20 protein-coding genes are annotated in these 17,534 nt (G+C 68.5%); 10 read left to right on the top strand and 10 right to left on the bottom strand.

Translation table 11 applies throughout. The annotated features are described in order from the left end of the window. Window positions 1-165 precede the first annotated feature (165 nt). The 3 genes from AC1DNG_RS09735 to AC1DNG_RS09725 are packed head-to-tail and all read left to right on the top strand — an operon-like array spanning window position 166 to window position 3,226. Window positions 166-1,740 (top strand): molybdopterin-dependent oxidoreductase, encoded by a 1,575-nt coding sequence (locus tag AC1DNG_RS09735; RefSeq protein ID WP_476859229.1) that lies wholly within the window; start codon window positions 166-168, stop codon window positions 1,738-1,740. A gap of 36 nt (window positions 1,741-1,776) precedes the next feature. Beyond that, a complete protein-coding gene (locus AC1DNG_RS09730) occupies window positions 1,777-2,793 on the top strand; it encodes an asparaginase (protein ID WP_476872240.1) in 1,017 nt (338 codons plus the stop codon). A 13-nt stretch (window positions 2,794-2,806) separates the two neighbouring features. Beyond that, on the top strand, window positions 2,807-3,226 hold the full coding sequence (locus AC1DNG_RS09725; RefSeq protein ID WP_230009166.1) for a sterol carrier family protein: 420 nt from the start codon (window positions 2,807-2,809) through the stop codon (window positions 3,224-3,226). Window positions 3,227-3,296: 70 nt separating this feature from the next. Here AC1DNG_RS09725 and AC1DNG_RS09720 read toward each other — a convergent pair whose 3' ends face one another. From AC1DNG_RS09720 to AC1DNG_RS09705, 4 genes are all read right to left on the bottom strand, one after another. After that, on the bottom strand, window positions 3,297-4,058 hold the full coding sequence (locus AC1DNG_RS09720) for an SDR family oxidoreductase (protein WP_476850259.1): 762 nt from the start codon (window positions 4,056-4,058) through the stop codon (window positions 3,297-3,299). Window positions 4,059-4,226: 168 nt separating this feature from the next. Then, window positions 4,227-4,544 (bottom strand): hypothetical protein, encoded by a 318-nt coding sequence (locus AC1DNG_RS09715; protein ID WP_476850260.1) that lies wholly within the window; start codon window positions 4,542-4,544, stop codon window positions 4,227-4,229. 63 nt (window positions 4,545-4,607) lie between these two features. Next, a complete protein-coding gene (locus AC1DNG_RS09710; RefSeq protein ID WP_223913587.1) occupies window positions 4,608-4,913 on the bottom strand; it encodes a hypothetical protein in 306 nt (101 codons plus the stop codon). 155 nt (window positions 4,914-5,068) lie between these two features. Continuing rightward, the gene (locus tag AC1DNG_RS09705; RefSeq protein WP_476887241.1) at window positions 5,069-6,856 is read right to left on the bottom strand and encodes a glycoside hydrolase family 15 protein; all 1,788 of its coding nucleotides are present in this window, start codon (window positions 6,854-6,856) and stop codon (window positions 5,069-5,071) included. 76 nt (window positions 6,857-6,932) lie between these two features. Here AC1DNG_RS09705 and AC1DNG_RS09700 point away from each other — a divergent pair, with 76 nt between their 5' ends. Both AC1DNG_RS09700 and AC1DNG_RS09695 read left to right on the top strand, forming a co-directional pair. Continuing rightward, the gene (locus AC1DNG_RS09700; protein ID WP_476855504.1) at window positions 6,933-7,673 is read left to right on the top strand and encodes a DUF72 domain-containing protein; all 741 of its coding nucleotides are present in this window, start codon (window positions 6,933-6,935) and stop codon (window positions 7,671-7,673) included. Window positions 7,674-7,763: 90 nt separating this feature from the next. Further along, window positions 7,764-8,831, top strand: coding sequence for an App1 family protein (locus AC1DNG_RS09695; RefSeq protein WP_230010202.1), 1,068 nt, complete (start codon window positions 7,764-7,766; stop codon window positions 8,829-8,831). Between the two features lie 21 nt (window positions 8,832-8,852). Here the strand turns inward: AC1DNG_RS09695 and AC1DNG_RS09690 are convergent, their stop codons facing one another. After that, window positions 8,853-10,391 (bottom strand): GH1 family beta-glucosidase, encoded by a 1,539-nt coding sequence (locus tag AC1DNG_RS09690; protein ID WP_476855503.1) that lies wholly within the window; start codon window positions 10,389-10,391, stop codon window positions 8,853-8,855. A 123-nt stretch (window positions 10,392-10,514) separates the two neighbouring features. Here AC1DNG_RS09690 and AC1DNG_RS09685 point away from each other — a divergent pair, with 123 nt between their 5' ends. Continuing rightward, window positions 10,515-11,063, top strand: a complete 549-nt coding sequence (locus tag AC1DNG_RS09685; RefSeq protein ID WP_230007698.1) for a TspO/MBR family protein — start codon at window positions 10,515-10,517, stop codon at window positions 11,061-11,063. Between the two features lie 26 nt (window positions 11,064-11,089). Here the strand turns inward: AC1DNG_RS09685 and AC1DNG_RS09680 are convergent, their stop codons facing one another. From AC1DNG_RS09680 to AC1DNG_RS09670, 3 genes are all read right to left on the bottom strand, one after another. Continuing rightward, window positions 11,090-11,479, bottom strand: coding sequence for a hypothetical protein (locus tag AC1DNG_RS09680; protein ID WP_230007693.1), 390 nt, complete (start codon window positions 11,477-11,479; stop codon window positions 11,090-11,092). A 93-nt stretch (window positions 11,480-11,572) separates the two neighbouring features. After that, the gene (locus AC1DNG_RS09675) at window positions 11,573-11,947 is read right to left on the bottom strand and encodes a J domain-containing protein (RefSeq protein ID WP_476887240.1); all 375 of its coding nucleotides are present in this window, start codon (window positions 11,945-11,947) and stop codon (window positions 11,573-11,575) included. Window positions 11,948-12,012: 65 nt separating this feature from the next. Further along, window positions 12,013-12,441 (bottom strand): Hsp20/alpha crystallin family protein, encoded by a 429-nt coding sequence (locus AC1DNG_RS09670; RefSeq protein WP_476887239.1) that lies wholly within the window; start codon window positions 12,439-12,441, stop codon window positions 12,013-12,015. A gap of 136 nt (window positions 12,442-12,577) precedes the next feature. Here AC1DNG_RS09670 and AC1DNG_RS09665 point away from each other — a divergent pair, with 136 nt between their 5' ends. Next, entirely contained in the window at window positions 12,578-12,865 is a 288-nt protein-coding gene (locus tag AC1DNG_RS09665; protein ID WP_476859226.1) for a MerR family transcriptional regulator, read from the top strand. A gap of 6 nt (window positions 12,866-12,871) precedes the next feature. Here AC1DNG_RS09665 and AC1DNG_RS09660 read toward each other — a convergent pair whose 3' ends face one another. Continuing rightward, entirely contained in the window at window positions 12,872-13,654 is a 783-nt protein-coding gene (locus AC1DNG_RS09660; RefSeq protein WP_230007696.1) for a phosphatase PAP2 family protein, read from the bottom strand. 243 nt (window positions 13,655-13,897) lie between these two features. Here AC1DNG_RS09660 and AC1DNG_RS09655 point away from each other — a divergent pair, with 243 nt between their 5' ends. The 3 genes from AC1DNG_RS09655 (at window position 13,898) to AC1DNG_RS09645 (ending at window position 17,122) form a co-directional block, all read left to right on the top strand. Continuing rightward, a complete protein-coding gene (locus AC1DNG_RS09655) occupies window positions 13,898-15,547 on the top strand; it encodes a purine-cytosine permease family protein (RefSeq protein WP_476887238.1) in 1,650 nt (549 codons plus the stop codon). Further along, window positions 15,544-16,710, top strand: coding sequence for a cyclase family protein (locus tag AC1DNG_RS09650; protein ID WP_476887237.1), 1,167 nt, complete (start codon window positions 15,544-15,546; stop codon window positions 16,708-16,710). Before AC1DNG_RS09655 ends, AC1DNG_RS09650 begins: the two co-directional genes overlap by 4 nt. Window positions 16,711-16,912: 202 nt before the next feature. Continuing rightward, window positions 16,913-17,122, top strand: coding sequence for a hypothetical protein (locus AC1DNG_RS09645; RefSeq protein WP_028276129.1), 210 nt, complete (start codon window positions 16,913-16,915; stop codon window positions 17,120-17,122). 139 nt (window positions 17,123-17,261) lie between these two features. Here AC1DNG_RS09645 and AC1DNG_RS09640 read toward each other — a convergent pair. Next, window positions 17,262-17,534 (bottom strand): enolase C-terminal domain-like protein (locus AC1DNG_RS09640; RefSeq protein WP_476887236.1); only part of this gene is annotated, 273 nt, incomplete at its 5' end.

Here is a 17,534-nt window from a genome sequence, read left to right as displayed (position 1 = left end):
ACATGCCCACGCCCGAGTCCCAAGACTGGACATGTCCCGGGGACCGCGGGGCATGTCCACGCCAGGGTCCGGCAGGAGGGCATGCGCACACGCCCGGAACCACGCCCGGCGCCGGACAATCCGCGGGGCGCGCGGCTACGAATGGCATGTATGAACAAACCCAGCATGAAGCCCAGCAAGCGGTCCCGCGGCGCCACAGCCCTGGCCGCAGTGGCCGGAGTGGCTGCGGCCGCCGTCGTCCTGTCCGTCGCGGAACTGATCGGGGCGTTCTTCACCACACGGGCGACGCCCCTGATTGCGCTGGGCTCGACGTTCATCGACTTCACGCCGCTGTGGATGAAGAACTTCGCCGTTGAAACGTTCGGCACCAACGACAAGGCCGCATTATTCGTCGGCATGGCGGTCACGATCCTGCTCCTGGCGTGCGTGCTCGGCATCGTGGCGTACCGGACATGGGCCCTGGGTGTGGCCGGGGTGGTGCTGATGGGCGCCGTGATCGTCGGCAGCGTGGTGACGCGGGCCAGCGTCAAGCCGATCGATGCCATTCCCTCCCTGATCGGCACCGTCGCCGGGCTGGTGGTGCTGCGGCTCCTGATCACCCGGCTGTGGCGGATGCAGGAATGGCCGGACCGGGCAGCGGACGTCGCCGCGAAGGAACCCGAGCGCCCGGCGACCACGCGGCGCGGGTTCTTCGCCGCCGCCGGCATCACCGCGGCCGCCTCGGCCGTCGCCGCCACCGGCGGACGCCTGCTGAGCGCGGCCCGCAGCAACGTGGCCGCGGCCCGCGAGTCGCTGCAGCTGCCCGCGCCCGCCAAGGCCGCCGCCGCGGTCCCGGCCGGGGTCCAGTCCAAGGCGCCCGGCGTCACGCCGTGGCTGACCCCGAACAAGGACTTCTACCGGATCGACACGGCGCTGAGCGTGCCGGAGATCAACGTCCAGGACTGGGAACTGCGCATCCACGGCCTCGTGGAACAAGAGGTCCGGCTCACCTTCCAGGACCTGCTCGACGCCCAGCTCATCGAATCCCATGTGTCCCTGACCTGCGTGTCCAACCCGGTCGGCGGCAATCTGGCCGGCAACGCCAAGTGGCTGGGCATGCCCATCCGCGACGCCCTGAAGCTGGCCCGCCCCACACAGGGCGCGGACATGGTGCTTTCCACCTCGGCTGACGGCTTCAGCGCCTCGACGCCCCTGGAAGTCCTCCAGGACGACCGCGACGCGATGCTGGCGATCGGCATGAACGGCGAGGCGCTCCCGCTCGAGCACGGCTACCCGGTGCGGATGGTGGTTCCCGGCCTGTACGGCTTCGTCTCCGCCACCAAGTGGGTGGTGGACCTGGAGGTGACCCGGTTCGCGGACAGCAAGGCGTACTGGACCCAGCGGGGCTGGTCCGAACGCGGCCCGATCAAGACCATGGCGCGGGTCGAGGTGCCCAAGTCCTTCGCCAAGGTCCCCGCCGGAAAGATCGCCATCGGCGGCACCGCGTGGGCCCAGACCCGCGGGATCACCAAGGTCGAGGTGCAGATCGACAGCGGGCCCTGGACCGAGGCGGTACTCTCCGACGAGGCCTCCCTCATCACGTGGCGGCAGTGGTCCCTGGACTGGGATGCCACGCCGGGCCCGCACTACATCAAGGTACGCGCCACGGACGGCAAGGGCGAGGTCCAGACGGACAAGCGGGCGGATCCGGTTCCGGACGGCGCCTCCGGCTGGCAGTCGGTGATGGTGACCGTGGAATAACCGGGGTATCAGCACCGGGCACCATAGACTTGCAGCATGGCTTTGAACCCGCATGCAACATTCACAGTCGACTCCGCCGTCGAACTGGCAGTCATCGAACGCAGCGGCTTCGTGGAGTCCCGCCACATCGGCTCGGCCGTGGTGCTGGCCGCGGACGGGACGGCAGTGATCGAGCTCGGCGATGTGAACGCCCCGATCCTTGCCCGGTCCACGCTCAAACCGTTGCAGGCCCTGGCCTCGATGCAGTCCGGCGTACCCCTGCGGGGCGCCCAGGTGGCCATCGCGTGCGGCAGCCACGTCGGATCCCTGGATCACATGGACGTGGTCGAGGGCATGCTCAAGGCGGCCGGGGCCAAGGAAGACCAGCTGCAGTGCCCGGCCGACTGGCCCCAGGATGAGACCGCCCGGAACTGGCTCGTCCAGACCGAGCGGGGCAAGTCCCGGCTGGCCTTCAACTGTTCGGGCAAACACGCCGCGTTCCTTTGGGCGTGCACGGAGAACGGCTGGGACAAGAACAGCTACCTCGAACCCAACCACCCGCTGCAGCAGCGCATCCGCTCCGTGATCGAGGAGTACTGCGGCGAACGCATCACCCACCTGGGCATCGACGGCTGCGGCGCGCCGGTTGCCGCCGTCTCCCTGATCGGCCTGGCCCGGGCCTACTCGAAGCTGGCCAAGGCCCCGGGCGACAAGAACTCGAACGCGCGGGCAGCCACCATTGCCACGTCCATGCTGGACTACCCGTGGGCCGTCCAGGGGCGAGGGCAGGCCAACACGATCGTCATGGACGAACTCGGCATCCTGGCCAAGATCGGCGCCGAGGGCGTCCTGGTCATGGCCACCCGCCAGGGCGTCTCGGTTGCCATCAAGATGCTCGACGGCAACATCCGGGCCACCACACTGGTCGGGCTGACGCTCCTCGCGGCCTCCGGCGCCGTCGAAATCCCTGAAGTGTCCAGCGTCCTGGACAAGGTGGTGGACCCGGTACTGGGCGGGGGACGCCCGGTAGGCAAGATCCGGCTCGGGCGGGCCGTCGCGGCACTGCTGGACTAGGAGACTCGGGAAAGTGGCTGTATCGCGCCGTCGAATCGCCATGGACGAGGGCCGCGCGGCACTCGCCGCGTGGCAGGAAGCCACCGCGACCGCACCGGGCCCGAACGTGCCGGCCGCCGGGGTCCCGGGCTCTGGAGGACCCGGCGCCGTCCCGCGCACCACGATCGCGACGGCGGTGCGCTACTGCCTGGAGGAAGTCACCGCGCGGGCGCCCGGGAACTCCGTGGAGGTGCGCGTCCCGCCGTTCGGCGTCACCCAGTGCGTGGAGGGCCCGCGGCACACGCGCGGCACCCCGCCAAACGTCATCGAGTGCGACGCCGACACCTGGCTGGCGATGGTCAGCGGACGATTGAGCTGGGCCGACGCCGTCGCCGCGGGCCGTGTTGCCGCCTCGGGACTGCGCGCGGACCTGTCCGCCCTCCTGCCCCTCTAGGTCACCCGGCGGCGTCCCTCAGGACCCACCAGCCGGGGCCCGCGCCCGCAGTCGTGCCCCCAGCCGCGCCTCAGCCGCGCCCGATGAACGGCATGCCCGCAGCTGTCACCACGAGGGATCCCACGTTGGCCGACGCCGGCATCCCGGCCATCAGCAGCACGGCCCGGGCGGCGTCCTGCACCGCAAAGGTCGGCTCGGCCCGCAGGCTGCCGTCTGCCTGGGCGGTCCCGGAACCGACGCCGATCTCCTCCATGAGTTCCGTCGCCGCGTTGCCGATATCGATTTGTCCGCAGCTGATGCCGAAGCCCCGGCCGTCCAGGTCAATGCTTTTAGTCAGCCCGGTGATGGCGTGCTTGGTCACCGTGTAGGCCACCGTCCGCGGCCGGGGCGAATGCGCCGCGACCGAACCGTTGTTGATGATCCGTCCGCCCTGGGGCGACTGGGCCTTCATGGCCCGGACGGCGGCACCGGCGCAAAGGAGGGACCCCGTGAGGTTCACGGCGACGGTCGCGTCCCAGTCCTCCACGGTGATCTCGTCCACCGCGGCGGCGGGGCCGAACACGCCGGCGTTGTTGAAGAGCACGTCCACGCGCTCCCACTGCCCCAGCGCGGCGGCGAAAAGCCGTTCGACGTCGGCGGGGACGGTGACATCGCACGGGACCGCGAGCGCCTGGCGGTGGCCGGCCGCGGTCTCTCGGAGCGGTTCTTCCCGCCGCCCCGCCAGGACCACCCGGTAGCCCTCGGCCAGCATGAGCCTGGCCACTGCGCGGCCGATGCCGGAACCGGCTCCGGTGACAACGGCGACCCTTCCGGGGGTGTGGTGCTGGCTCATGAGGTCCTCCTCGACGGTTAGGCGCTGCCCGGCCAGCGTACCGCCGAGACGGCACATCACGGCAGTGTTTCGCGTCCGGAACGCCGCGAGCTGTCTCCTCGGGGGCGTCGGCTGGCGGCTGGCGGCGCTTCAGCCCGGCCGCGGGGCGGACGGCCGAGCGGCAGCCGCCTAGCGGGAGTCGTCGCCGCGGTCCCGGGCCTGCCGGCCCGTGCGGTAGCCGGACCAGAACGCCAGCAGGAGCAACCCGATGCTGATCAGCGCGACCCCTGCCCAGATCCACGGGCCCATGACCATGAGCCCCTGCAGCACAACGGGCCCCGTGGCCACCGGAGCATACGCTACCCAGCCAAAGTCCTCCTGCGTCACCGGCTGGGCAAGAAGGGCCAGCCCGGCGAGCAGCATGGCCGCGGCAGTGAGCGGCACCGCCACACGGCCCAGCAGATTCTTCCGGGCACGGCCGGTGTTCCGATTCCCCCGCGGCTTCATGGCCATACTGTAACCGTTCGGCGCGGCGAACCGGCTGGGGAAACGGCCTACTCGATGATCAGGTCAGGTACGGGCCTGCGCCCTCTTGCCCGCCAGCGAGCCCCCCAAGGTGGAGTTTGAGCGCCCGGCACCGCCGCGCCGCCCCCTGATCACCCGGGCGGACGATCCGGGCACGGCGGCCCGGCCATCGGCGCTGCGGTCCCTGATCAGGCCGGTTCCGGCGATTTCCCTTGCCTGGGCGACGCCGGCAACGGCGGCTTTCTTGGTGGGAAACGTCACTGAGACTGCCATCAGTTGCCCTGCCCCGTCCATCATCCGAATGCGGTAGCCGCCCTCGGGCGCGTCCACGAGCTCAAAATATCCCGCCATTTGCAACACTCCTAGTTCCCTCGTATCCCCCGCCGGGATATTAGTAAGTGTACTTATTTTACGGTGCGGGGAAAGTGCTGAAGGTCCCGCCCTTCGTCCGCCGGCGGTCGCCGCGGCGGGGCCGCGGGGGCCACTGCGGTCGCCGCGGGCGCGGATCACGGAAGCGGGGTGTCGCTGCGGCGGACGCCGTCTTCATGCAGTTCCAGCGCGCTCATGACGAGGGCGAAGTGACTAAAGGCCTGCGGCGTGTTGCCCAGCTGCCGGCCGGTCTCGGCGCCCCACTCCTCGCTGAGGAGCCCGACGTCGTTGCGCAGCGCCAGCAGGCGCTCGAACAGCTCCCGGGCCTCATGGCGCCGGCCAGCCCCAATCAGGGCCTCGACCAGCCAGAAGGAGCATGCCAGGAACACCCCCTCCTCGCCGGGCAGCCCGTCATCGCTCTGTGCCGGCAGGTAGCGTCGCAGGAAGCCGTCGTGCGTCAACTCGCGCTGGACCGCATCGATGGTTCCGATGATGCGCGGATCATCCGGCGGGAGGAACCCCACCCGGGGCAGCAGCAGGAGGCTCGCATCCAGCTCCGGCCGCCCGTAGGACTGCACGAATGTGTTGCGGTCGGCGTCGAACCCGTTGGCCATGACCTCGGCGTGGATGGCGTCACGCAGCTCCTCCCAACGGTCCGCCGGGCCGGTCAGGCCGAAGTCCCGGACGCCCTTGACCATGCGGTCCGCCGCCACCCAGGCCATCACCTTGGAGTGCGTGAAATGGCGTTGCGGGCCGCGCATTTCCCACAGCCCGTTGTCCGGCTGGCGCCAGGCCGTCTCCAGATGTTCCATGAGGGCCACCTGGACGTCCCAGGCGTCGTCGGTGTGCTTGAGCAGGGAGTTCCGGGTCAGGGACAGGCAATCGAGGACCTCGCCCCAGACGTCGAGCTGCAGCTGGCCGGCCGCACCGTTACCGGTCCGCACCGGAGCGGAGTTTTCGTAGCCCTTCAGCCACGGCAGTTCGAGCTCCGGCATCCGGCGTTCGCCGTGGAGCCCGTACATGATCTGCAGATCCGCCGGGTCCCCGGCGATGGCGCGGAGCAGCCAGTCGCGCCACGCGCCGGCCTCCTCCGTGTAGCCCGCGGCCAGCAGCGCCTGCAGCGTGAGCGTGGCGTCCCGGAGCCAGCAGAAGCGGTAGTCCCAGTTCCGGGTACCGCCGATCTCCTCCGGCAGGGACGTCGTGACGGCGGCCACGATCCCGCCGGTCGGGGCAAACGTCAGGGCCTTGAGCGTGATCAGCGAGCGCTGGACGGCGTCGCGGTAGCGCCCGGTGACCGTGCACTTCGCCGACCATCGAAGCCAGAACTCCTCGGTCGACGCCAGGACCGTTTCCGGGTTCACCGACCGCGGCCGGCCGAGGTGGCTGGGGCTCCAGGTCAGCACGAAGGGCACACGCTCCCCGGCCTTGACCGTGAAGTCGCTGACGGTATGCATCCGCTCACCGCGCAGGGGCGCCTCGGTCACCAGGTAGGCGGCATCAGGCCCGGCGACGGCGTGGATCCCGAGCTCGTCGTGGCGGACCCACGGCACAATATGGCCGTAGTCGAACCGGAGCGCCAGTTCGCCGCGCATCCGCACCGTGCCGCGGACACCGACCACGATCCGCACGATATCCGCCACCTCGTCGCGGGGCGGCATGAAGTCAATGATCCTGACCTTACCCTCGGGCAAATCCCACTCGGTTTCCAGGATCAGCGTGCCCTTGCGGTATCGGCGGCGCGTGCATTCCCCGCCGCCCGCCGGCGCCAGGAGCCACCGGCCGGCCGCGGGGGAATCGAGGAGGGCGCTGAAGCAGGCCGGCGAGTCGAAGCGCGGCAGGCACAGCCAGTCGATGGAGCCTTCGGTGCTGATCAGGGCAGCGGTGTGCAGATCGCCGACCATTGCGTAATCCTCGATGCGTACCATGACACTTACAGTGCCACACCGCCGTCGCCCCCGGCACGGTAGAGGGAGCACGGTGGAGGGCGGAAGGGGAAGGGGCATGGCAGGGCACGTGGCCGCTGTGCGGATCGGCACATCCGGCTGGAGCTATGACCACTGGGACGGGGTCCTCTATCCGCCGGGCCTGCCGGCCCGGGACAGGCTGGCATATTACGCGGCCCGCTTCGACACCGTGGAATTGAATGCCAGCTTCTACCGCTGGCCGAAAGAGGGCTCATTCGCCAGCTGGCGCCGCCGCCTGCCCGACGGTTTCGCCCTGTCCGTCAAGGCGCCCCGCGGCCTGACGCACGCCAAGAAGCTTTACGCCCCCGAGGTCTGGGCGGACCGGATCACCCGGTGCTGGCACGAACTCGGCGACAAGCGGGCCGTGCTGCTCGTCCAGCTGCCCCCGGGCTTAGCGCGCGACGACGCTCGGCTGGACTACTTCCTGGCGGCTCTGCCCGGCTGGATCCGTGTCTGTGTGGAGTTCCGCCACCCCAGCTGGGACGACGACGCCGTGTACGCCCTGCTGGAACGTCACGGCGCGGCCTACTGCATCATGAGCGGCGCCGGGCTCCCGTGCGTCCTGCACGCCACCGCGGCGTTCGTCTATATCCGGCTGCACGGCCCCGACCACGACGTCCTGTACGGCGGATCCTATTCCGATGACGACCTGCGCTGGTGGGCGGACCGGATCCGCGAGTGGCAGGCCGGCGGGAAAGACGTCTACGCGTACTTCAACAACGACGGCGGCGGCAACGCCGTCCGCAACGCCGCCACACTGCGCGGGCTGCTGGGTTAGCCGCCACGCTGGTAATCCGGCGTGGCGGGGGCCCGCGTCCGGGGACCCCGCCGGCACAGCCGGAGCCCGGCATTGTGGGAGAGTGGAGGCATGGAATTGGCCTCGCAACCAGCGCAGCAGCTGCCCGTGTCCGGCAACAGGGCCTTCCGGCTCGCCCACTGGGTGTCGGACACCGTCAACGGGTTCCGGCTCAAGACGGCCCGGCGCTGGAAGTTCAGCCCGCAGACAGTCGCCTATCAGGGCTACGGCTCGACCGAGTGGGTTAGGGTACTGGGCCGCGTGGTCCTCACCAGCCGGCCGGTGCCCGGCGGCAAGGCGGAGCGGCTGGCCCTGAACGGCAACCAGAACTTCCGCGGCTGGCGGGCGTTCACGAGCGTCCCGGTCCAGTTCACCGAGGTGGAGATCCAGATCGGCGGCGTCACCACCCGCGTGCATGCGGACCGCGGCGGCCTGGTGGACACCCTGGTTCACGTGGCGTTGACCCCGGGCTGGCATACGGCCGTGCTGCGCGCCGAGGGAACGGAACCGGTCGAGGCCAGGATTTTCGTGATCTCGCCGGACACCAGGCTCGGCATCGTCTCGGACATTGACGACACCATCATGGTCACCGCCCTCCCCCGGCCCTTCCTGGCGCTGTGGAACACCTTCGTCCTGAACGAACGGGCCCGGATGGCGACACCCGGCATGGCCGTCCTGCTGGATCGGCTCAAGGTGGAGCACCCGGAGGCGCCGGTGATCTACCTGTCCACCGGGCCGTGGAACGCAGCTCCCACCCTGGCCCGTTTCATCGCCCGGAACCTCTATCCCTCCGGCGCGCTGCTGCTCACGGACTGGGGACTGACGCACGACCGCTGGTTCCGCAGCGGCCAGGAACACAAACGGCGGAACCTTGAGCTGCTGGCCCAGGAGTTCCCGAACATGCGCTGGCTGCTGTTCGGCGACAACGGCCAGCACGATGAAGAGATTTACTCCGGCTTCGCGCAGAAGCACCCGGACCAGGTGGCCGCGATCGGCATCCGGCAGCTCTCGGCCAGCGAGGCCGTCTTCGCCGGCGGCCACTCCGACACCGGAGACCACTCGGAGTCCTCCGTCCCGTGGTTCTATTCGCCCGACGGCGCGGGGCTCGCCAAGGGCCTGCAGGACCTGGATCTGCTCTAGGTTGACCCGGCTTGAGGGGCGTCAGCTCGCCGGGTGCGGCTCTCCGACGTCGGCGGTTTCGTCCTGCCCGCCGGCGCCGCCGGGCTGCGCGGCGCTGCCGGGCTCTCCGGCGGACGCCGAGCTTCGGGCCGCAATGACCTCCTGGAGCCAGTAGTAGGAGGCCTTCGGCGTGCGGACCTGGGTATCGAAATCGACGTGCACCAGACCGAACGGCTGCTTGTAGCCGGCGGACCACTCGAAGTTGTCCATGAAGGACCACACATAGTAGCCGCGAAGGTCGACGGCCTCGGCGGCGCCGCCGGGACGTGTCGCTTCCAGGGCCGTGCCGATGTGGTCTGCAAGGTAACGCAGGCGCCGTTCGTCCGGGATTATCCGTTGGTTCGCCCCGACAGGCTGGACCACGACGTCCTCGAAACTGGCCCCGCCCTCGGTGATGAAGACCGGGGGCAGATCCGGGTAGCGGTCGGCCATCTCGGCCAGGGCGACGGACATGTATTGGGGCTTGACCGGCCAGCCGTAGGCCGTGGTCTCGGTGTCCGGGAACTGCGCGATGTGGAAGGGCGCACCGGGTGTCCCACTGAGGTCGTCCCCCATGGCCTCGGCCATGCCGGGCGGCACGGCCCCCTCACCCGGTCCCGCCCCGACAAGGGTGGGCATGTAGTAGTTCAGGCCGTAGAAATCCAGGGGCTGGGAAATCAGCTCCATGTCTTCGCTGGACGGGCTGAAGGACGACGAAAAGAAGGTGGCGGCCCGGATGACATCCGGGTATTTGCCGAGCAGCACCGGATCGGCGTAGAGCCGGTTCTGCGCCACATCCATGAGTCCGGCACTGACCTTGTCCAGCGGGTTCGCGGTGGCCGGGACCATCGGTGAGTAAACGTTGGTGATGCCGATGTCGCCCGGCACCTTGGCGGCACGCAGCGCCTGGAGCGCCAGACCGTGGCCCAGCAGTTGGTGGTGCACGCTGGGGAGGGCCTTGAGCATGAGGGCCTCCCCGGGCGCGTGCATGCCCAAGGCGTAGCCGTTGGTGGTGACTGTGGCGGGCTCGTTGACAGTCACCCAGCGCCTCACGCGGTCCCCGAAGGCAGCCGCGGCGATGGCGGCGAAGTCCCCCAGCCGGTAGGCCGTGTCACGGTTCATCCAGCCGCCGGCCTCATCCAGGGGCAATGGGGTGTCCCAGTGGTAGAGCGTGGCCATGGGGGAAATGCCGTTGGCGAGCAACAGGTCGATCAGCCGGTCGTAGAAGTCCAGCCCGGCAGGGTTCGCGGGCCCGCTCCCGCCGGGCTGGATCCTGGACCAGGACAGCGAAAACCGGTACGAGTCGATCCCCAGCTCCTTCATCAGAGCCACGTCCTCGGGCATCCGGTGGTAGTGGTCGCAGGAAACGGCCGGACTCTGGTCCTCCACGATCGAACCCGGCTTCGCGGCGAAGACATCCCATCCGGAAGGGCCGCGGCCGTCTTCATCGAGTGCACCCTCGATCTGGAAGGCGGAGGTCGCCACACCCAGGGTGAAGCCGGGCGGAAGAAGGGAAGCCAGATCCTTGGCGGAAGCGTTCATCGACGGGGACCTCTATGTAGTTTCGGTGGTTGGTTGACTGATTTTAGGCTCCCCCGGGGGTGAGCGCCACGACCCTGGCCGTTTGACGGACGCGATGCCAACGGCCACTGTTGATCGGTGCACGTGAAAATTGAACAAGGCGTCAACCGCCGGCCGCCATCGGCGCCGCCCAGCCCCGGCCGGCAGACGGCAGCCCTCCTTTGCTTCCTGGCGGTCTCCCATGGGGTGTCCTTCGTGGCGTCGCTGGTCATTATCGGCAACGCCGGCGGCTGGTACGCGGCGGCAGAGAAGGCTCCGTGGACTCCGCCGGGCTGGGCCTTCGGAGCGGTCTGGACGGTGCTCTACACGACAATGGCAGTGGCGGCGTGGCTCGTCTGGCGCCGGGAAACAGGACTTCGCTCCGGGCGCGGCCGGGGGGCCATGACCGTCTACGCCATCCTGCTGCTCGTCAACCTCGCCTGGGCGCCCCTGTTCTTCGGCATGTACCCCATGGCCGGCGGGGCCGCGCTCTGGCTGGCCCTGCTGCTCATCGCCGTCCATGCGGTGGCCGCCGCCGTCACGGTGGTCCGGTTCGGCCTGATCAGCCGGGCAGCGGGCCTGCTCATGCTGCCGTACCTCTCCTGGATCGTGTTCTCGCTGAGCCTGAACGCCTATGCCGCCGCCAGCAACTGATCCTGGCATCTGCTGGTCCCTGCCGTTCAGAACAGCGACGTCTCCGGCCCGAACAGGAAGACTTTGGCGTGCTCCACGGCCTTGCGGAAGGCATCGTTCCGCAGCGTCACGAGCTGCTCAGCCTCATCCAGCGAGGGTTCCAGATACTCCGTGAAGCCGGGCCTCAGCACCCAGATATCACCCGCGGGCGGCAGGTAGAACACGCCGAAGGACCGGTGCTGGCTGTCTTCATCTGTCCAGACCGGGACCACCGCCAGCGCCGCACCCGTGTCGATGTTGATCCATTGCGCACGGGGCAACGGGGCCTCATGCGCCTCCGGGTCCAGGAACGGCGCCGTTCCCTCGCCCCAGCGCGCTTCGAAGCGCTCGTGGAACACCGGCATAAGGTGCGAATCGTAGCGGCGCCATGCGCTCATGGCTGGTCTCCTCCTCAGTGGATGGGGCTGCTGGATGTAACTGCTGGGTGGGTTCCTGCCCGGGTCAGCGGCCTGGCCAGGAGAGTTTCCCCGTCACGGCCCGGGTTCCCAGCGGACGGGGAGCACGCGCACAAGGGGATCCCGACGCCGGATGATGCGCACCGGGATGTCGCGGCTGCCTTGGCCGGCATGGTCGTTCCGGTGCTGGAAGGTGTCGTCCTCGACGGCCTCGACGGCGGAACGCCAGCCGCCGGCGTCGTACTCCGCCCGGCTCCTGGCGTCCCGCAGCACGGCGAAAGCGTGCAGAATGGCGCCGACATCGGGAGGGTCGAGGTCAGACTGGCCGACGTCGGGATGGTGCCGGCGCATCAGCGCCCGGAAGGCGCGGCCAATCTCCTGCCGGCCCGCCTCCGGCGAGACGTGCAATAGCGCGTAGTAGCCTCGGGGATCAGGGTTCCTGCCGGGCATGATCGGCCTCCGTTGCATGGAGCCGGAGCCGGAGCGACGCTGCGGGCGCCGCGCCGGCCCGGGGGCTACTTCCCGATCTCCTGCATCTTGTCCTGCGAACGGGTGACTTCAATCTTCCGCGGCTTGGCCGCCTCCGCCACCGGGATGCGGAGCGTCAGGACGCCGTCGGCGTAGTTCGCCTTGACGTTCTCCGTATCCAGGGTGTCGCCGAGGATCAGCTGGCGGCTGAACACTCCACGGGGACGCTCCGAGACCATCAGTTCCACGTCGGGCTGCACCGGATCGCGCCGTTCCGCCCGGACCGTCAGGACATTGCGCTCAATGTCGGGCCCGATCGAGTCGACATTGACCCCCGGAAGATCGAAGGCGACGACGAATACGCCGTCTTCCTGCCATGCGTCCATGGGCATGGGCGCGGGGCGTGCCACCGTCCCGAACACCTGCTGGGCAAGCCGGTCGAAGTCACGGAACGGGTCCGTCCGAATCAACATCATTTCCCACTCCTTCAGCGAGACTTGATCTGCATTCCTTCTACAACCCACCTCAAGTTTTCTGTGGTGGTGGGTATAGATTTTTTATAGCACCGGTGAAACACTGATGCAAGGGAATTTCCGGAACGGGAGGAAGACCATGGCGGACCGCGGCGCGAATTCAGGCCTGTACGCCATCTCGGTCGTGGCGCAGCTGGTGGGCACTGGGCAGCAGAATATCCGGCTCTACGAGCGCCGGGGGCTCCTCGCACCGGACCGCACCGCGGGTGGCACCCGGCAGTACAGCGACGCAGACCTTGTGGTGCTGCGGCGGATCGGCCAGCTCCTGGCAGAAGGGCTTAACCTGGCCGGCGTGGCCAAGGTGATGGAACTCGAGGCCGCCAACGCCCGGCTGCGGGCCGAACTCAAGCTGGCGCGCAGCCGCTGACGGGGCTCAGTCCTGGCTGGTGTCGGCGGTGGAGAGCGTCCCGGTGACCTGTTCGCCCGGAATCCGCGCCGTCCGCCAGGTGTCCAGCGCAATGACGCCGCCCAGGATCACGAGCGAGATCGAGAAGGCGCCCAGGGCATCGGTCATCCAGTGGTAGCCGAGGTACAGACGGCTGACGGCGGCGAAGAAGATGCCGATCCCCGCCACGATGAAGGCGATAACAGCGGACATGGGGTTCTTCCGGCGCGAAAAGACCAGGTACGTGGTCACCAGCAGGAAGTCGCACGCACCCAGGACGTGGCCGGACGGAAACGAGAACGTGGAGTCTGCGCCGAAGAGCATGAGGTCGATCGGAGGCCGGTGGCGTTCGACGATGTGGCCGATGATCTGCGCCAGAATGACGCCGGTCAGCATGGCACCGGCCAGGAGCATCGGCCGCCAGGCATGCTTGGCGATCAGGCCCCAGGCCACCGTCACGATCAGGACGATGATTGGCAGGCCGATGGGGCCGAAGATGATCGCCAGGATGATCATGATGATGGTGGTGGGTTCCGCGCGCAGGGTCAGGAGCCAGGTCCGCACGGGCTCATCCGCCGCCGAGATGCCGGCGTGCTGCAGGACTCCGGCGAGGATTACCACGAACAGCACGGCGCCCGCGATCATCAGCACGACGGCGGTCCGGTAGAGATTCCGGCGCGCCGTCACGCTCATGAAGCGCTCCTCCACGACGAACTTTTCGTGGAAGGTCCGCCACCGTCCCTGGGGTTTGCCTGCTTGAGCCTGTGCCATGTCGCTGTGCCGCCTTTGCGCCGTGTTGTGGATGGTCCCCGTTGAAGATTATCCCTGTTATTTACCGGGCGGCGGGCACATGGGCCGCCCGGGCTTCCCGCGGGAGGGTCCAAGGCCGGAGGCCGGTTGCGTAACCCGCCGGCCGGACAGGGCAGCGCCTTGCTGTGAGCCGCTTCACAGTGTAGCCTCCAACACAACTTGTGATGCTTATAAAGCAACTCTTAGGAATCAATGATGAGCTGGATGGAGAACAACATGGTCGAGGAAAAGCCTGACGGCGCCGGCGCAGGGCGGAACCGCGGCAAGGTCACCGACGTGGAGACCTACGGCATTGAGCGGATCCCCGAAAAGGACCGCAATGCCAGCGCCTTTGACTTGTTCAGGGTTTCGTTCGGCGGAGCCAACACCTTTGCCACCGCCTTCCTGGGCGCATTTCCGATCCTGTTCGGCCTGTCGTTCTGGCAGGGGCTCGCCGCGACGGTGACGGGCCTGGTTGTCGGCGCCCTCCTGCTGGCGCCCATGGCCGTCTTCGGCCCCACGAACGGAACCAACAACGCGGTGTCCTCCTCCGCCCACCTGGGCGTGCACGGCCGGGTGGTCGGATCATTCCTGTCACTGCTGACCGCGCTGGCATTTTTCTCCATCTCGGTCTGGAGCTCCGGCGATGCCCTGGTCGGCGGGCTGAACCGGCTCGTGGGCCTGCCGCAGGACATGGGCTCGTTCGCCGTCGCCTACGGCCTCTTCGGTGGACTCGTTCTGGTGGTCTGCGTCTACGGGTTCAAGTTCATGCTGCTGGTGAACAAGATTGCCGTCACCGCGGCCACCCTGCTGTTCGTTGTCGGGTTCATCGCCTTCGCGGGCGACCTCAACCTGAACTTCGAGGGTGCCTTCGGCACCGGATTCGACGGCGTCGGCGTCGCAGGGTTCATCCCGGCGTTCATCGGCGCGGCCCTGATCGTCATGTCCAACCCCATCTCCTTCGGCGCGTTCCTGGGCGACTGGGCGCGCTACATCCCCACCGCCACCCCGAAGCGCAAAGTCATGGGCGCGGCGCTGCTGGCCCAGCTGGCCACCCTTATTCCGTTCGTCTTTGGCCTGGCCACGGCGTCCATCATCGCCACCAAGGCGCCGGAATTCATGGACCCGGCGGCGCCGAACTACGTCGGCGGCCTGCTGGCGGTCTCCCCGGCCTGGTACTTCATCCCGCTCTGCGCCATCGCCCTGATCGGCGGCATGTCCACCGGGGCGTCCTCGCTGTACGGGACCGGCCTTGACTTCAGCAGCGTCTTCCCGAGGTTCAACCGGGTCCAGGCCACCCTGTTCATCGGGGTCCTGGCGATCGCCTTCATCTTCGCCGGCCGCTTCGCCTTCAACCTCGTCCAGAGCATTTCCACGTTCGCCACCCTGATCGTGACCTGCACCGCGCCCTGGATGGTGGTGATGATCATCGGTTTCATCACCCGCCGCGGCTGGTACGACGCCGATGCCCTCCAGGTGTTCAACCGGCGCCAGACCGGCGGACGGTACTGGTTCAACCACGGCTGGAACCTGCGCGGCATGACGGCCTGGCTGGTCAGCGCCGCCGCCGGGTTGAGCATGGTGAACATGCCCGGCCAGTTCCAGGGGCCCCTGGGCAACCTGGCCGGCGGTGTGGACATCAGTCTGCCGGCATCGCTGGGGCTTGCGGCCGTCCTCTACCTCGGGCTGCTGTGGATCTTCCCGGAGCCGCGCGGAGTGTTCCCGGCGGCCGGGCCGCGCTGGATCCCCTCGAAGGACACCCCGGTGCCGCCGGTCATCGATGCGGCTGGAAACACCGTCGCTGCCGGAACACCGGAGGCAGCTGCGTCGGGCTTGCACGGCGACTTCGACACGGAACTGGTGGGCCAGCGGTGACGTGGTTCGATCTCAGCGTTCCGCTGCGCACCGGAATGCCTGTCTATCCCGGCGACCCGGAGGTCCGGATCGCATCGGCGCTGACCGTGGAGGCCGACGGCGCCAACGTGCTCTCGCTCGGGCTGGGCTCCCATTCGGGTACCCACGCCGACGCACCCCTGCATGTGGGCGACGGCTGGGCAGCTTTGGACGAATTGCCGCTGTCCCTTTTCGGCGGCGTCGCCGAAATCGTGGACGTCCGGGACGTGGCCCGCGGCGGCGCCATCACCGCCGCGCATTTGGCGGGGATCGCCCCGGCGGGCTCGGCCGGGGAGCCTGGGAAACCCGGGTATCGGGACAGTCCAGAGAAGATCCTCCTGCTGCACACCGGCTGCGCAGCGGCGTGGGGAACGGAGGAGTACCTCAGGCACCCATGGCTGGAGGCTGCGGCGGCACAACTGATCGTGGACCGCGGCTACCGCGCCGTAGGTCTGGATGCCCTCAGTGTGGATCCAACCTCCCCCGGCGCCACGCACGGCGACCAGCAGGGCAACCAGCACGGCGACCCGGCCGGCGGCAGCTTCCCCGCCCACGCCATCCTGGCCGGAAACGGCTGCATCATCGTGGAAAACCTCACCGGGCTGGAGCAGGTCCAGCGGGCCACAGACGCAGGATCCGACGTCGAGCTCTTCCTCTTTCCCCTTAATATCCCCGGGGCCGACGGCGCCCCGGTCCGGGCCGTGGCCCGGCCGCTGCCGGCTGCGGCGCTGCAGCCGGCAGCGCCCCGCGACCTCAGCCGCGAAGAGGTCCAGGAGGCAGCCGACCGCCTGGTTGCCGCCTTCGCCGCCACGGACACCGAGGCCTACTTTGCGGCCTTCAGCCCGGAGGCGACCTTCATCTTCCATCCGGAAGCCCGGCGCCTTGGGTCCCGCTCCGCCTACCGCACCCTTTGGGACAGCTGGCTCGCCGGTGGTTGGCGTGTGCTCGAATGCCGGAGCAGCGAGCAGGATATCCAGCTCCTCGGGGCTACCGCGGTGTTTTCGCACCGCGTGGCCACGACGGTCCGGGTTGACCGGGACGGTGGCCGCGATACGAGCGATGAGCGGGAGACCATCATCTTCTCCCGCGCCTCCGACGGCGGCATTGTTTGCGTCCACGAGCATCTTTCGGCCTGCCCGCAGTGATGCCGGGTGATTAGACTCACTGGGACCACCCGGGCCTGGGTGGATCTGCAGGTCAGCCGCCCGGGCCGCAATCTGCGGGCATTTGGCGTCCGCACGGGCCACGCGCACATGCGGCGTGGTGATTTGACGGGCCAATAAATATGACGTTACTGTTCCTGAATCCATTGGGGCCGACTAGAAGTACTCCAAGAAAGACAGAGCGATGACCACCATTACCGAGCCCATTGAGATCCAGGTCGACAACCGGCGCGTGCTCGACGACCGACTCAACGACGCCGTCCGCGGGCTGCAGCAGCTCGCCATGACAACCGGAACGCACGGCATTTTGCTCACGCGGCACAAGCCGGGCCACTACACCGCGGCCCTCTCCGACCAGGTCCCCTTCGGCATGACCCGGGAACAGGTTCACTAAGCAACCAGCAAACCGGACGCTGAGAGCCGGACTCAATAGAGCCAGGTCCCGGGCGGCTGAGCATCGACTCGCCGCCCGGGACCTTTTTGGTGCTTAAGGCACTGCCGCCCGTCAGTGCCAGTTACCCGTCGTGGTCGGGTTACCAGTCATGGACGGTGCCGTCGACGAGGCGGTTGTAGGGCAGATAGGCCTGCTGGTAGGGGAACGCGGCGGCGGCTTCGGCGTTGAATTCCACGCCGATGCCGGGCGCCTCGCCCGGGTGCAGGTAGCCGTCGACGAAGGTCATGGATTGTTCGAAGACCTCGTTGGTCGCATCCGAGTGCTGCATGTATTCCTGGATGCCGTAGTTGTGGATCGCCAGGCCCACGTGCAGCTGCGCGGCGAACCCGACCGGGGAGATGTCGGTGGGGCC

The organism is Arthrobacter sp. 01T425, from assembly GCF_056398725.1.
This window is presented reverse-complemented; position numbering and strand designations above follow the sequence as displayed.

Bases quoted from the DNA above. Each gene is read 5' to 3' on its own strand.
- AC1DNG_RS09735 (WP_476859229.1), top strand. From the start codon at position 166: ATGAAGCCCAGCAAGCGGTCCCGCGGCGCCACAGCCCTGGCCGCAGTG.
- AC1DNG_RS09730 (WP_476872240.1), top strand. From the start codon at position 1,777: ATGGCTTTGAACCCGCATGCAACATTCACAGTCGACTCCGCCGTCGAA.
- AC1DNG_RS09720 (WP_476850259.1), bottom strand. From the start codon at position 4,058: ATGAGCCAGCACCACACCCCCGGAAGGGTCGCCGTTGTCACCGGAGCC.
- AC1DNG_RS09715 (WP_476850260.1), bottom strand. From the start codon at position 4,544: ATGAAGCCGCGGGGGAATCGGAACACCGGCCGTGCCCGGAAGAATCTG.
- AC1DNG_RS09710 (WP_223913587.1), bottom strand. From the start codon at position 4,913: ATGGCGGGATATTTTGAGCTCGTGGACGCGCCCGAGGGCGGCTACCGC.
- AC1DNG_RS09705 (WP_476887241.1), bottom strand. From the start codon at position 6,856: ATGGTACGCATCGAGGATTACGCAATGGTCGGCGATCTGCACACCGCT.
- AC1DNG_RS09700 (WP_476855504.1), top strand. From the start codon at position 6,933: ATGGCAGGGCACGTGGCCGCTGTGCGGATCGGCACATCCGGCTGGAGC.
- AC1DNG_RS09695 (WP_230010202.1), top strand. From the start codon at position 7,764: ATGGAATTGGCCTCGCAACCAGCGCAGCAGCTGCCCGTGTCCGGCAAC.
- AC1DNG_RS09690 (WP_476855503.1), bottom strand. From the start codon at position 10,391: ATGAACGCTTCCGCCAAGGATCTGGCTTCCCTTCTTCCGCCCGGCTTC.
- AC1DNG_RS09680 (WP_230007693.1), bottom strand. From the start codon at position 11,479: ATGAGCGCATGGCGCCGCTACGATTCGCACCTTATGCCGGTGTTCCAC.
- AC1DNG_RS09675 (WP_476887240.1), bottom strand. From the start codon at position 11,947: ATGCCCGGCAGGAACCCTGATCCCCGAGGCTACTACGCGCTATTGCAC.
- AC1DNG_RS09670 (WP_476887239.1), bottom strand. From the start codon at position 12,441: ATGATGTTGATTCGGACGGACCCGTTCCGTGACTTCGACCGGCTTGCC.
- AC1DNG_RS09665 (WP_476859226.1), top strand. From the start codon at position 12,578: ATGGCGGACCGCGGCGCGAATTCAGGCCTGTACGCCATCTCGGTCGTG.
- AC1DNG_RS09660 (WP_230007696.1), bottom strand. From the start codon at position 13,654: ATGGCACAGGCTCAAGCAGGCAAACCCCAGGGACGGTGGCGGACCTTC.
- AC1DNG_RS09655 (WP_476887238.1), top strand. From the start codon at position 13,898: ATGGAGAACAACATGGTCGAGGAAAAGCCTGACGGCGCCGGCGCAGGG.
- AC1DNG_RS09645 (WP_028276129.1), top strand. From the start codon at position 16,913: ATGACCACCATTACCGAGCCCATTGAGATCCAGGTCGACAACCGGCGC.